Annotated in this window: 16 protein-coding genes and 1 pseudogene; 4 read left to right on the top strand and 13 right to left on the bottom strand. The window is 59.2% G+C overall.

Annotation, left to right across the window (positions count from 1 at the left end):
* Positions 1–17 precede the first annotated feature (17 nt).
* Positions 18–872 (bottom strand): LysR family transcriptional regulator, encoded by an 855-nt coding sequence (locus tag ACM6IT_RS12000; RefSeq protein ID WP_056725899.1) that lies wholly within the window; start codon positions 870–872, stop codon positions 18–20.
* Between the two features lie 90 nt (positions 873–962).
* Here ACM6IT_RS12000 and ACM6IT_RS11995 point away from each other — a divergent pair, with 90 nt between their 5' ends.
* On the top strand, positions 963–1,397 hold the full coding sequence (locus ACM6IT_RS11995; protein ID WP_056726323.1) for a multidrug/biocide efflux PACE transporter: 435 nt from the start codon (positions 963–965) through the stop codon (positions 1,395–1,397).
* Between the two features lie 106 nt (positions 1,398–1,503).
* Here ACM6IT_RS11995 and ACM6IT_RS11990 read toward each other — a convergent pair whose 3' ends face one another.
* From ACM6IT_RS11990 to ACM6IT_RS11970, 5 genes are all read right to left on the bottom strand, one after another.
* The gene (locus ACM6IT_RS11990; RefSeq protein WP_056725897.1) at positions 1,504–2,226 is read right to left on the bottom strand and encodes a TylF/MycF/NovP-related O-methyltransferase; all 723 of its coding nucleotides are present in this window, start codon (positions 2,224–2,226) and stop codon (positions 1,504–1,506) included.
* Positions 2,223–3,089: a hypothetical protein gene (locus ACM6IT_RS11985; RefSeq protein WP_056725895.1), complete on the bottom strand. Its 867-nt coding sequence runs from the start codon at positions 3,087–3,089 to the stop codon at positions 2,223–2,225. The genes ACM6IT_RS11990 and ACM6IT_RS11985 overlap by 4 nt, the downstream gene beginning before the upstream one ends.
* A 108-nt stretch (positions 3,090–3,197) precedes the next feature.
* Positions 3,198–4,220, bottom strand: a complete 1,023-nt coding sequence (locus tag ACM6IT_RS11980) for a transporter (protein ID WP_414918059.1) — start codon at positions 4,218–4,220, stop codon at positions 3,198–3,200.
* Between the two features lie 146 nt (positions 4,221–4,366).
* Positions 4,367–4,672, bottom strand: a complete 306-nt coding sequence (locus ACM6IT_RS11975; protein ID WP_223541261.1) for a PepSY domain-containing protein — start codon at positions 4,670–4,672, stop codon at positions 4,367–4,369.
* A 208-nt stretch (positions 4,673–4,880) separates the two neighbouring features.
* On the bottom strand, positions 4,881–6,008 hold the full coding sequence (locus ACM6IT_RS11970; RefSeq protein ID WP_414918058.1) for a glycerophosphodiester phosphodiesterase: 1,128 nt from the start codon (positions 6,006–6,008) through the stop codon (positions 4,881–4,883).
* A 211-nt stretch (positions 6,009–6,219) separates the two neighbouring features.
* Here ACM6IT_RS11970 and ACM6IT_RS11965 point away from each other — a divergent pair, with 211 nt between their 5' ends.
* Positions 6,220–6,546: a DUF2025 family protein gene (locus ACM6IT_RS11965; RefSeq protein WP_056726322.1), complete on the top strand. Its 327-nt coding sequence runs from the start codon at positions 6,220–6,222 to the stop codon at positions 6,544–6,546.
* 145 nt (positions 6,547–6,691) lie between these two features.
* On the opposite strand, the gene ACM6IT_RS11960 is transcribed toward ACM6IT_RS11965, so the two are convergent.
* A complete protein-coding gene (locus ACM6IT_RS11960) occupies positions 6,692–7,015 on the bottom strand; it encodes an antibiotic biosynthesis monooxygenase family protein (protein ID WP_414918057.1) in 324 nt (107 codons plus the stop codon).
* The gene (locus ACM6IT_RS11955; RefSeq protein WP_414918056.1) at positions 7,012–7,719 is read right to left on the bottom strand and encodes a CTP synthase; all 708 of its coding nucleotides are present in this window, start codon (positions 7,717–7,719) and stop codon (positions 7,012–7,014) included. The genes ACM6IT_RS11960 and ACM6IT_RS11955 overlap by 4 nt, the downstream gene beginning before the upstream one ends.
* 15 nt (positions 7,720–7,734) lie before the next feature.
* On the opposite strand from ACM6IT_RS11955, the pseudogene ACM6IT_RS11950 reads away from it, so the two are divergent.
* Positions 7,735–8,674: pseudogene (locus ACM6IT_RS11950) on the top strand (LysR family transcriptional regulator).
* 6 nt (positions 8,675–8,680) lie between these two features.
* On the opposite strand, the gene ACM6IT_RS11945 reads toward ACM6IT_RS11950, so the two are convergent.
* Together ACM6IT_RS11945 and ACM6IT_RS11940 are read right to left on the bottom strand one after the other, a co-directional pair.
* Complete coding sequence (locus tag ACM6IT_RS11945) at positions 8,681–9,211, bottom strand: DUF1003 domain-containing protein (protein WP_414918055.1); 531 nt, start codon at positions 9,209–9,211, stop codon at positions 8,681–8,683.
* 126 nt (positions 9,212–9,337) lie between these two features.
* Positions 9,338–9,949 (bottom strand): TetR/AcrR family transcriptional regulator, encoded by a 612-nt coding sequence (locus tag ACM6IT_RS11940; RefSeq protein ID WP_056725879.1) that lies wholly within the window; start codon positions 9,947–9,949, stop codon positions 9,338–9,340.
* Positions 9,950–10,165: 216 nt separating this feature from the next.
* On the opposite strand from ACM6IT_RS11940, the gene ACM6IT_RS11935 reads away from it, so the two are divergent.
* Entirely contained in the window at positions 10,166–11,221 is a 1,056-nt protein-coding gene (locus tag ACM6IT_RS11935; RefSeq protein WP_414918054.1) for an MBL fold metallo-hydrolase, read from the top strand.
* 52 nt (positions 11,222–11,273) lie between these two features.
* On the opposite strand, the gene ACM6IT_RS11930 is transcribed toward ACM6IT_RS11935, so the two are convergent.
* From ACM6IT_RS11930 to ACM6IT_RS11920, 3 genes are all read right to left on the bottom strand, one after another.
* Positions 11,274–11,534, bottom strand: coding sequence for an XRE family transcriptional regulator (locus ACM6IT_RS11930; RefSeq protein WP_414918053.1), 261 nt, complete (start codon positions 11,532–11,534; stop codon positions 11,274–11,276).
* A gap of 10 nt (positions 11,535–11,544) precedes the next feature.
* Entirely contained in the window at positions 11,545–11,862 is a 318-nt protein-coding gene (locus ACM6IT_RS11925) for a helix-turn-helix transcriptional regulator (RefSeq protein WP_056725875.1), read from the bottom strand.
* A gap of 119 nt (positions 11,863–11,981) precedes the next feature.
* Entirely contained in the window at positions 11,982–12,947 is a 966-nt protein-coding gene (locus ACM6IT_RS11920) for a hypothetical protein (protein ID WP_414918052.1), read from the bottom strand.
* Positions 12,948–12,987 lie beyond the last annotated feature (40 nt).

Genomic DNA, 12,987 nt, shown 5'->3' with positions numbered 1-12,987 from the left:
CGCGAATGGCCGCGCCGCTATTCCAGCATCTTGCCCAACAACCAGCTACCCGCCGGCCCCGGCGGATTCAGCCGCGACCACAACGCATCCACCGACACCATTTTCGGCCAGCCGCGCACCACCAGTTCCCGCAGCGTGTCGGGCCCGAACCGCTCGACCAGCCAGCGGGGTAACGGCGCCCAGCCGAATCCGCCCTGGGCCATTTCCAGCAGCATCAGATAACTCGGCGCCGACCAGACGCGGCCCTTCGCCCGACTTTCATAGGGATTGATGATGGTGGCCAGACGCAGTTCGCGGTGTAGCTGCAGTACGTCCCGGTCGACGTAGTCCAGCGTCGCCAACGGATGAGTCGGGGACACGAACAAGGCGATTTCCGTGCGCTCGTCCACTGTTGAACTGACCAGGTCCGGCGGGTAGCTGTCCTGCATTTCGGCGAAGGCAATTTGCGCCCGACCGCTTTGCACCAGGGACATCAGGTCATCGCATTCGGCAATCAGGCATTCGAGTTCCAGGTCCGGGTAACGCTGCTCGAAGGCACTGAGCGCGGCTTCGAAGCGGTCCGACTGATAGGTATCGGACAGCGCCACCGTCAGCTTCGCTTCCACCCCCTGGGACAGTTGGCTGGCGGCTATTTCCAGGCGACTGGTGGCGGCCAGGATCTCTTCGGCCCGTTGCAGCATGACGTGCCCGGCCGGGGTCAGCCCGGGCTTGCGGCTGCTGCGGTCGAACAGGGTCAGGTTCAGGTCGATTTCCAGGCTGGCCACCGCCGCGCTGATGGTCGATTGACTGCGGCCCAATTTACGCGCCGCGGCGGAAAACGAGCCTTGGGTCGCGGCTTCGACAAACGCCAGCAACACTTCGTGAGAGGCCATGAACTATCGCCCTGATCGATGGTTATTGGTTATGAAGTATCGGCTTGATGACGGATCATGGCAATCATCGTCACCCAAGGGAGTTCGGCCATGAGCGCCAACAAATCCATTACTGAACGTATTTTCCAGGCCATCGGCTTCGAACTGCTGGCCATCCTGATCTGTACCCCGTTGCTGGCCTGGATCATGGACAAACCGATGTTGGACATGGGCGCTGTGACCATCGCCATGGCTGCCCTGGCCCTGGCCTGGAACGTGGTGTTCAACGGTATGTTCGACCGGATGCTCAAGCGCTTTTCCATCGTCCACAACGCCTGGGTCCGTGTGGTGCATGCGCTGTTGTTCGAAGGCGGTCTGGTCGCCCTCGGCGTGCCGCTGATCGCCTGGTGGCTGAATGTCAGCCTGTGGCAGGCGTTCGTGCTGGATATCGGTGTGTTGCTGTTCTTCCTGCCGTACACCTACGTCTACCACTGGGCGTATGACGTGGTTCGGGAGCGGATGCTGGTGACTCGCGAGGTTTGCTGAGTCGTGTTTTTGCGGCGAGGGGGCGGGTCAGAGGTCTGAGACCTGCCCTTGTGGGAGCGTGCAAGCTCGCTCCCACAGGTATTGCATCAGATTCCAGGTCTTTGGATCAGACGTGGAAGTAACCCACGCACGAATCGAACGGCAGGCGCTTGAGTTCGATCTTGTTCAGGTCGAGCACTTCACGCAGGGCCTTGGTTTCGCCCGGGAAGTTGCGGTAGGCGACTTCGTCGAGCACCACGATCGCGCCTTTGGGCATGTACGGCAGGAAGGTTTCCAGCGCGACTTTGGTCGACTCGTACAGGTCGGTGTCGAGGATCAGCATGGCCACGACCAGGTCCGGACGAGTCTTGACCCACTCCGGTACGGTCTTGACGATGTCGCCCTTGACCAGCTCGCAACGCGGAATGCGGTTGACCGGGCGCAACAGGTCGTTGGCGTCGATCATGTCCTGGATCAGCGACTGGTCGGTGTCGGCGAACATGGTCTCGTTGACGTCGGCCGGGTCCTCTTTCTTGTCGATGCTCTGGAAGCCTTCGAAGGTGTCGAAACCCACGATCGAGCGGTTGATCGCATACGGCTCGAGAATCATCGACAGGTGCATGTAGAGCATCAGCGAGTTGCCCTTGTACACGCCGCACTCAATGATCGCGCCCGGTACTTCGGCGACTTTCTTGAACAGTTCCATACGCGACAATGCGGCGGTCACGCCAATGCGGTTGGCGAAGACGAACGGCGCGTCGGCCACGTATTCGGCATCGACCCGTTTCAGGACATTGGTACGGGTTTCGTTGTACTGGGCTTCGGCGGGCGTGATGCGACGCTTGGTCATTGCGGGATTCCTCGGAAATTCGAAAAGTCGTGGACGTGGAAGTAGTCTTTGAAACCGGCGCCGACATCCGGGCAGGCGCTGTCGACGTTGATCGCGCCGCGCTGCTGCTTGAGGTCGTCGAGGTGCATCAGGCGAAAGTCCACGCTGAAGCGGGTTTGTTGCGTGTAATTGGGCACGGTGCCGTGCAGGTGCGAACCCGAGAACACCAGCATCTCGGCGGTGTTGCCGGCAATGCGCAGCTCAGAGGCGTTGTTGATCGCTTCAGTGGGTACCGGGTGCTGGCGCGCCTCTTCCTTGACGTTGTCCTTGGCGCGCTGGCGTTGCACGTCGATCCAGTCGGACAGGCTCCACTGCGCCGAGGTGTTTTTCACCGGGACGTCGAAGTAGGCCGGGTTGATCATCATGGTCTGCTCGGGCTGGATCGTGTAGACCGGCATCCAGGTATTGATCTGGCAGTCGACACCGCCGTACCAGGTATCGCGATGGGGCTTGTAGGCGTAGCTGACGCCAGCGTGCAGGTAGTCGTAGTTGGGCACGACACGGATGCGCGGTACGTCGAAAATGAACTCCTGCGCAGCGCCACCGATTTCGTCGGTGAAGCTGCGGATCAGCTCCTTGGCGCGCAGGCTGTTGGTGAACTGACCCTTGAGGCGAGTCACCAGCACCACGAACTCTTCCACTGGCATCAGCGTGTGCAGCGCCTGGTGGTTGGTCTCGCCATCGAAGGCGGCGGTGATGCTTTCCTGGGCAAAGGCACAGAGTTCCTTTGCCGCTTTCAGTTCGGTGTTGAGGAAGATGTCGCCAGCGTAGATCGCACTTCTGAAATCAGTGTGTTTGTGCAACTGATTGATGAATAAGTTCACGGTTCTCACCCAGGAATACTTTGGCTCTCTTAAGAGTCGGCAACACGCGGACAAACTGAAGTGCCAACTTTGAACGAAAGCACAATGCCTTTGCCCGCCGCGGTGCGTTCAATAATCCTGCTGCTTGCGAAACGCCCAGCGCCCGGCGATCACGGTAAAGGTTGCGACCAGTGCCACCAGGATCCAGAAACCCTGCGGGTCGCCGGCCAGGGGAATGCCGCCGACGTTCATGCCGAAGAAACCGGCGATGATATTGATCGGCAGCGCCAGCACTGTCACCACCGTCAGGGTGAACAGCGTGCGGTTGGTCTGTTCGTTGATGTTGGCGGCGATCTCTTCCTGCAACAGCTTGATCCGCTCACCCAGTGCCGTGAGGTCGTTGATGATCAGCGCGAACTCCTCGGTGGATTTGCGCAACTCCTTCACGTCTTCCTTTTGCAGCCATTGCGGCGGCCGGTTGAGCAGGCGCAGCAACGAACCCGGTTCCAGCGCCAGCAACCGTTGCAATCGCACCAGCACCCGTCGATTGGCACCCAGCTCGGCGCGGTTGGTCGACAGCCGTGAGGACAGCAATTCATCTTCGATCTGATCCACGCTCTGACTGGTCTTGCGCACGATCTGGGTCAGCACTTCACCCTGGTCGCGCAGCAAATGCACCAGCAACTCCAGCGGGGAGCGAAAGCACTCCCGGGCCTTTACCGACGAGCGCAATTTGTCCACCGAGTGCAGCGGTTGCAGGCGGGCGCTGATGATCAATTGGCTGCGGGCGCACACCCATAGGGTCGAGACATCCGAGGAGACCATGTTGCTGAGGTTGAACACCACGTCGTTGACCACCGCCAGCAACGCGGAGTCGACATGCTCTATGCGCGTCGAGCGCGAGCCTTCGTGCAGCGCTTCGAAAAACTCCTCGGGCAACTCCAGATGGCTTTTCATCCAGCGCTCGCACGCGGCGTGGGCGAGGTTCAGGTGCAGCCAGAGAAATTGCTCGTCGCTTTGCGGCTGTTGCAGGTACTGCAAGGCTTCGGTGGAATTGATTTCCCGACCGGCCTCACCGGGGCGAAAGCTGAAACCGTAAAGCAGGCCGAACAGATCCGTGTCGCGATGGCTTTGATCGATGCTGTGGTTCATGAGGACTCGCAAGGGGAGGCGCCTGTCACGTTTTTACAGGTTCACGTGAGCGGCATCATCGCAAGCGCTGATGACTTTTTTGTGACGCTCAGAAAACGCAAAAGCCGCGCGATGTTCCCATCGCGCGGCTTTTATTTGTTTCGGGATTACTTGTCCTGTTTGTTTTCCAGGACCTTGCCGTTGGAGGCATCGATGTCCACATCCCACTCGACGTTCTTGGCGTCACGCAGTTCGACTTCGTACTCGTAACCGTTGAAGTGGTTGTCCAGCTCGGTCTTGGTAATCGTTGCACCCGGGTGCAGATCCAGCGCGATCTTGTTCAGGTCTTCCAGTGGCTTGATCTTGCCGTCCTTGACCAGTTGCGGGATCTGATCGACCCGCACATCGGCCTGGGCCAGACCGGCGGTGAGGGTCAGGGTTGCAGCGGTAAACAAAGCAGTCAGGGTCTTCATGGGCTTCTTTCCTTGGGTGATCCGTTCAAGTGAGATCAGGTTAGCTTGTGTAACTTAATCCACCCTTAAAACCCCCGGCATGTCTTGCATCAATCCCTGGTGGGAGCGTGGCTTGCCCGCGAAAGCGGAGTGTCAGTCAACGTGGATGTTGAAGCTGATGGCCCTATCGCGAGCAAGCTCGCTCCCACAGGTTTTGCGCAATTTTGGATCAATACCCGTTGTTCTGTAGCACCTGCGCCACACTCGCCGCCGCCGGGCGTTTATAGAACTTCAACAACTCACTGGCGCGATTGGTGAAGATGCCGTCGACACCGGCGTCCATGACTTTGCGGTAGTCCACCGCATCGTCGATGGTGTAGACGTGTACCAGCAGGCCCTGGTCGTGGGTGTACTGGTTCATCCAGGGTTGCACCAGATCCGAGTAGCTCTGGTCGCCACCCTGGGTCAGTGCAGCGGACGGGCCGGTGCCGATGGCGCCCTGGGCCTTGGCGTAGTCGACCCATTGCTGGAATTCGGCCTTGTCCTTCGGTTGCTGTCTGGCGTAGTACGCGGCTTTATCCTGTTCGCCGGACTCGGCAAATGTCACCTTTGACTTGGGCTCGATACTGCCTTCACCGACCCACAACAGCAGGATCTTCGGCACCTTCGGCATCTCCTTTTGCAGCAGTTCGAGGCTGCTCTTCTCGAAGGTCTGCAGGATCACCTTGCCTTTGCCCTGGCCGACCGCCAGCTCGCTTTTTTCCAGTTTCGAAGCGGTCGGGCTCAGCCAGCCACGGTCCTGAAGTTTTTCCTTGAGGTCGTGTTCGATGCCGGGAAACTGCTTGGGCTCCTTGGTCTCGATATACAGGCCGGGCTTGTGCAGGCTGTTGCCCTCGGCGATGTCGATGATTTCATCGAGGGTCAGGATCTTCAGGCCCGCGAAGGCCGGGCGTGCGCGATCCGGGTACGCGGCATTGAACCAGCTGCCCGCGTCCAGGGTTTTCAGTTCGGCCATGGTGAACGCATTGGCGGGGCTGTCCTTGCGCTCGGGGAATTTGCTGGCGACGTCGGTGGTGCGTTGCAGATTGTTGTCGTGCAGGGCGAACAGCACGCCATCCTTGCTGCGCTGCAGATCCAGCTCCAGGTAGTCGGCGCCCAGGTCGCGGGCAGTCCTGTAGGCGGCGGCGGTGGATTCCGGCGCATCGAACGACGCGCCACGGTGGGCGATCACCGCTGGATGCGGAATGCCCAAGCGGGTCGCCAGTACCGAGGGGCCAGGTTCGCTGGCGGCCTGTGCGTGGCCGAGACCGAGCAACAGGCTCAGTAACAGGGCGCTTTTGGTAAAGGTTGCGGGCATGGTCGAGATCCTTTCGCAATAAGTGAGCGGTCCCTTTTAACAATTCATCTTTGCAGGCGCTATCGCCAGGCCGACATAAACCTGTCTAAAGCTGATTTTCGTCAGCGCTTTTGTGCGCCCGTTTGCAGTACGCTGGGGCCCTGCAATTTCCCCGACAGAGGGAAACGCAGGCCCTGCGTGCAAACCAATGATCACCATTGCGGGGTTTACCATGCGCATCACTTCCCAGCTCATCTGCCAGGCTGCCGACCAACTCAAAGGCTTTGTCGGCCTCAACCGCAAGACCGGGCACTACATCGTGCGCTTCAGCGAAGACTCGTTTGGCATGGACGTGGCGGACGACGGCATCATCCCGACCAGCGAATTCGTCTGGGCCGCGGGGCCTGAGCAAACCATGACGCTCAAACGCGAATTGATCCAGTTGTTGCTGGACCAGAACATCGATGACCGGATCAACATCACCGAGCCGTTGCGGGTGTACATGAACCGGCGGGAAGTGCCGGAGATTTCGGCGGTTCGCAGTTTGGTTCGGGGGTGAGTTTTTGCGGTGACTGTACTGGCCCCATCGCGAGCAAGCTCGCTCCCACAGTAGATCTTTGTCGCGCACAAATGTTGTGACCGACCGGGATCAAAATGTGGGAGCGAGCTTGCTCGCGATGGCGGCCTGAAGAACTCTAAATCAGTTACTGATTGAATCCGTAAGCCCGCTCTACCCGGCACACCCGCGTATGACACCGCGCATACCAGGTCGAGCGCCCACTCTCGCGAATGGCCGCATGCTCAGGATGATGCTTCCACGCCAGAATCGCCGCTTCACTGGCCCAGTACGACACCGTAATCCCAAGCCCATCCTGGCCCCGCGCCGACTCCACTCCAAGAAACCCCGGCTGTTCACGGACCAGTTCCAGCATCCGTGCAGCCGCATCGGCGTAACCCTGGTCACCCTCGGTACGCAGTGAGGTGAAGATCACCGCGTAATAAGGCGCAGCTGGCGTATCGGCGATCATGACGAGCGCCCCGCACAGGCTTCGACAAAGGCGCCAACCAACGGCGGCAAGATGCCCTTGAGCGCCGCCCGCTCGGGCTGGAACAAGGTCGCGACAAAGAATGGATGATCACCGAGTTCGACCGCCCGCAGTCCGTGTTCAGAATCGTGGCCGACGGCGTGAAGTTCGCGCTTGAGCAACTCCTCTTCGAACTGCGGATTCATCCCATAACGACAGCGATAGCCTTCACGAGTCTCGGCGTTTTCGTACGCCTGGGCAATCAACGAGCCTTCCTGTAAATGAATGGTATCGACGGCCTCCACCAGTGAGCACGCCAGCGGTGTCAGCAGCGCTCGCGCGGCATCGGGATTTGTCTCGCCGTGTTCGGCATCCGACCAGCCCAGTACATTGCGTGCATATTCCAGCACCGCGTGTTGAAAACCACCGCAGGTGCCGAGGAAAGGTCGCCGTTGTTCGCGGGCAAAGCGAATCGCCAGCAACGCACCGTCCGTGCTGCGGTAAGGGCTGGCCGGTACGCACCAGAAACCGTCGAATCTGTGCAACGGTGTCTCGGCGCTGATTTCATCGGTGGCCAGCCAATGCCATTGCACGTTCAGGCCGCTGTGTTCAGCGGCCTTTTCCAGAGCTACAGGAATGGCCTGGTGGGCGGTGACTTGCGGGTCGTAGTCGCCGATCAGGGCGATGCGAATCGGGCGGGTTTCCATGTGGGGCCTCTGCACTTGTTGATTGCCGGTGCCCACTATAGATTGGCGTTCACGCACTCAATATTGGCGTTTATCCAAGTGATCAATGCAGCGACGCACTATCGACTGGACTACCCGGACCTGGCGCTGATCCTCGCCCTGGTGCGCGGCGGCTCTCTGGCCCGGGCCGCGCAACTGCTCAAGGTGGATGTCTCGACGGTGTTTCGAGCGGTGCGCCGGCTGGAGGCTGCGCTGGGCCAGCAACTGTTCGAAAAAAGCCGCGCCGGTTACCTGCCCACCACCCTGGCGCAGTCCCTGGCGGAACAGGCCGAGCGCGCTGAGCAGGCACTGGAGGCGGCGCGCATCGGTGTGGAGCAGGGCGGTGAAGTGATCAGCGGCATCGTGCGCCTGACCTGTACCGATTCGGTCCTGCAAGGTTTGCTGTTGCCGGCGCTGGCGCAGTTCATGCCGAACTATGGCGCTGACCCTCGAGCTCAGCACGTCCAATGATTTTGCCAACCTCAGCCGTCGGGATGCCGATATCGCCCTGCGCCTGACCCGCACGCCACCGGAGCATCTGGTGGGACGGCGGCTGGCGGATATTTCCTACCGAGTGTGTGCCAGTGAGCGATACCTGCAAACGGTCAATAGCACTGACCTGGCCTCATTGACCTGGATCGCCCCGGATGACTTCCTGCCTGATCACCCGACCGTTACCTGGCGTCGCCAGGCCTTGCCGGGCGTAACGCCGGGCTATCGCTGCAACAGCATGCTGTCGGTGACCGAGTTGGTCAGGGCGGGGCTGGGTGTAGCGGCGTTACCGGACTTCTTGATCGGCGACGGTTTACAGCCGCTGAGCGAACCGCTGCACGGATACGACACTGCGCTATGGCTGCTGACCCGTCCCGACTGCCGCGCCTTGCGCTCGGTGGTTACCTTGTTCGATGAGTTGGGGCGGGCGCTGAAACTGCCGTGAAACCGTTCAAGCCTTCGGCTTATCCTTGCGCACGAACTGCTGGTGCATTTCCGTTGTCAGGTTTTCGATGCGCTCGGTGAGGATCTTGGTCATCTCTGTGAGACGGGTGTTCTGCTCGAGCAACTCCAGCAGTTGCGCAGAGTTTTTCGCGGCCTCCGCCTGCCGCTCACTGTTGGCGGTCGCCAGCGCTTCGCGGTGCTGCGCATCGGCATCGGACTGGGCTTTGTCTCGCGCGGCCTGACGCGTCTGGGCCAACAGAATCAATGGCGCGGCATAGGCCGATTGCAGGCTGAAAGCCAGGTTGAGCAGGATGAACGGGTACGCATCGAAGTGGGTGAAACCGGAGAGGTTGAGGCACACCCAGATCACCACGATCAGCGTTTGTGCGCCGAGAAAGGTCGGTGTGCCGAAGAATCGTGCAAAGGCTTCGGCGCGCAAGGCAAACTTGTCATTGCCAAAGGTCGGTGCGAGGTGGGCATGAGGGCGATGGAAACGCAGGTGATCGACGTGGGCGGCGGTTTCGTGGCTGGTGGTCATGATGCTCTCTGTCTGGCGCTGGGACTGAAGCTCACTATAGCCTCAGCGCCGGTTTCATTCTGAAACACATCGTGCCGTTCAAATCCGAGTCATCAATCCTTCTAACACCACCTTCGACCTTGTCATTTATTGCAACTGATAGCAGGCCAGAAACATGTCCAGCGCGGAATCCGCCACCGTGTGTTGCTCCTTGGCTGACAAGCTGGGTTGCCCCATGGAAATCTGCGGCCAGAATGCAAAAGACTTGAGCAGGCCATGGATCTGTTGAGCGGCGAATTCGGGAGCTACGGCTTTCAAGCGACCATCGGCCTGAGCGGCACGAATCCATACCGTCAACCCTTCTTCGCGTTCGCCCATTCGCGCCACCATATCCTGCGCCCGCTCCGGGGAATGAATCGTCGCCGCTATCGCCACCCGCGCCAGGTCGAGAAAATTGTCATCGCCCAACATTTGCAGCTTGGCCATCAGCAACCCGCGCAATTGCTCGCGCAACGGCAGGTCGGGGCTGTAGGTCGCTTCCTGTTCTGCCGTCACCCGGATCCATAACTGATTGAGGATCTCGGCGAACAACTCTTCCTTGCTGGGAAAGTGGTTGTACACCGTGCGCTTCGACACACCGGCAGTGGCAGCAATCTTGTCCATGCTGGTGATCTCGAAACCGTTTTCACGGAATTCGTTGATCGCGGCTTGAATGATCGCTTGGCGTTTTCGGTCGGTGAGGCGCTGTGGAGCTGTCATAAGTACGCTTCGGCAGGGGAGAAGGTGGGAATTACACTCAGTAGTTTACTTGTCATCGACTTTGATGCAACCTAGAAACTACACTGTGCAGTGTAATGTTTTGTTAACCCTGCCCAGCAAAAATAGAACGTCCGGCTGATGCGTGCGTGCCTTGGCCATTTATCGTCCCAAAACGGAAAGTCGCGCGATGCGCGGTTTTTCTGGAGTCATTCAGTCATGGCCAATTCAAACTCCCCGGCGGACAACGCCTCCACACCTGAAGCGTCCCGACAGGCCCAAGGGCAGTATCAAAACTTCACGCCGGTTCAACGTTTAAGCTTTGGCAAAACCATGGGCATCCTGTGGACCGCGCTGTTTCACAAACCGCAGAACACCCGCCCAAGCGCACCCGTGCCGGTGCAAGCGCTGACTCAAGCCGCGCTGATCGCAGCGCCCAACCACAGCGTCTATCGTCTGGGCCACTCCACGGTGCTGCTCAAGCTGCGCGACAAATTCTGGATCACCGACCCGGTCTTCGCCGAGCGCGCCTCCCCCGTGCAATGGGCCGGCCCCAAGCGTTTTCATCAGCCACCGATCAGCCTGGAACAATTGCCACCGATCGAAGCGGTGATCCTGTCCCACGACCACTATGACCACCTGGATTATCAGGCGGTGCTCAAGCTCGCGGACAAGACCAAACACTTCCTTACCCCATTGGGCGTAGGCGACACCCTGATCAAGTGGGGCATCGACGCCAGCAAAGTCCGCCAACTGGATTGGTGGCAAGGCACGGAAGTCGATGGCATCCAGTTCATCGCCACCCCGTCACAGCACTTTTCCGGCCGTGGCCTGTTCGACAGCAACAGCACCCTGTGGGCCTCGTGGGTGATGATCGACGGCGACACACGCCTTTTCTTCAGCGGCGACAGCGGCTACTTCGACGGCTTCAAACGCATCGGCGAACAGTACGGCCCATTCGACCTGACCCTGATGGAAACCGGTGCCTATAACGTCGACTGGCCGCACGTGCACATGCAACCCGAACAAACCCTGCAAGCCCACCTCGACCTCAAGGGCCGCTGGCTACTGCCGATCCACAACGGCACCTTCGACCTGTCGATGCACGCCTGGTACGAACCCTTCGACCGCATCCTGGCCCTGGCCTGGGAGCGCAACGTATCGATCACCACACCGCAGATGGGCGAGGCGTTCAACTTGATGCATCCGCAGCGTGGTGGGGCGTGGTGGATGGCGGTGGAAGGGGAGAGTGAGCGAGTGGTGCAGAACGCGTGAAGTTGTGACCCCGGCCGGTCTGCGGACCGGCTTGGGAGTTCAACTAAATCAGTTAGCCACGCGAGTTCTTTAACTGCTCAAGGAACCCCGAGATCTTTGCCACGCTCAGGTCGCGAAACTTCCCTCGAAGTATTTCGTTTAGTTCTTCGACAGATAATCCGAGCTTCTGCGCAGCATCCGTCTTACTCAGCCGGACGCTTTCCAGCAGAAGGCCAATTTTCATAACGCAATCAGATTTGGCCCGCACATCACCAGCATCGGGAATGCCCAGTGCCTGATAAACGCAGTTATCGCCATCGTCGATTTCGTTCATCTGTTAACCCTCACTCCACCATCGCAAAATCCGCCCGCCCAACCGGATTCGGCGTCGACCCTCTCACATTCATCCCTCGACCCGGTGCAAACCCCGGGAAGAACACCAACCCTTCGGCTTCAAGCCGATAGGCCAGCGCCAGGCGCGTGACATCCCGCACCTCCTGTCGCGCCTCGAAGCGTTGAATGGCATCCACCGAGACCCGGGATTCCCGCGATAGCTCCTCCACGCTCCAGCCCAGCATCGCTCGGGCCTGGGCGCAGTGGGCCGGGGTGAATTGGAAGAGGGCGATACGTTCCAGGGTGATTTTCATCGCTTGAGAGGCCATGGTGTTCTCCGGGCTCGAGAGTGTTGGTCAAAATATACTGTGTTTTTGTACAGTTGTTTTGAGCCCGGATCAAACGCATTTTTTAATTTTTCTTTTCAGACAGACGAACGGCACTGCGCTTATTTACCCGCCAACCCCGGCGCTTCGCGCACAATAAAGTGATCCAGGTTTTCAATGTTGGCGCTGAACACCCCGAACGTTTGCTCGGGGTTTTTCTTGCTCGGCACCTGCTTCAGCTCGGGCGTTACGCCATAAAAGAAGCAGTACAACGCCCGCCCGCTCTCGATGGCGTGCTTGATCTCCTCCAGGAACGCCTTGCGCTTGCGGTAGCTGTCGATCAGTTTCTTGCTCAGGTAGACATTGACCGAGTAGGGCTTTTTCTCGAGCCAGACCTTCTTCTCGAAGTCGATGCGAAAGCTCTGGGTGTAGTCCTTGATCTCCTTGACTTTGCCCCAGTAAATCAGCCCCTTGTTGTCTTGCAGGTATTCGATCTTCTTGAAAAACGACCCGTAAGGCGCGGTGTGCTCGCCAATTTTCAGCGGCACGCGCTTGAGCAAATCCTTGTCGTCGAAGTTCGACACGAAACACTCCACCGGATGGGCGAAGACGCTGGTCTTGTCCGGGGCCGACTCCCTGCTCGGTTGCTCAACATGACTAGCCGCCTTGGGCGCCAATGGCTCATCCCGAACCACATCGGCAATCACCACCGAGCTGGGCGGCTTACGCACATATTCGCGCCGAGTCAGTAACAATTCCGATGGGAAATGTTCCTCGCGACTGTCATCCGTTTCCGTCTCATCCACACTCGACGTCGGCGTCTTCAGGCTGACATAAGGGCAGCCCTCGACATGCCGCGTACTCGGCAAGTTCTTGAAGTGCGGCGTGCGCACGTAATTCACGTTCTTGGCGTTGAACGTGCCTAGCTCATTGGCCGTATCGAACGCCAGGCGACAGGCATCGTTGGGGCATTGAAAGTGTTCCCTGGCGGAGTCGAAATCCATCGTCTCGTCGAAATTCAGATCCCGCACGTCGTAGATCGACAACTTGTCGTTGAGGCTGAGGCAGTAGGCGAGGTCGAATTTCATGTCGGGTTCCAAGTCCTTTAGATGAACAGCTTCCAGTGAT

This window comes from Pseudomonas sp. IT-P4 (assembly GCF_949767755.1).
In the GTDB taxonomy this organism is placed as follows: domain Bacteria; phylum Pseudomonadota; class Gammaproteobacteria; order Pseudomonadales; family Pseudomonadaceae; genus Aquipseudomonas; species Aquipseudomonas monachiensis.
This window is presented reverse-complemented; position numbering and strand designations above follow the sequence as displayed.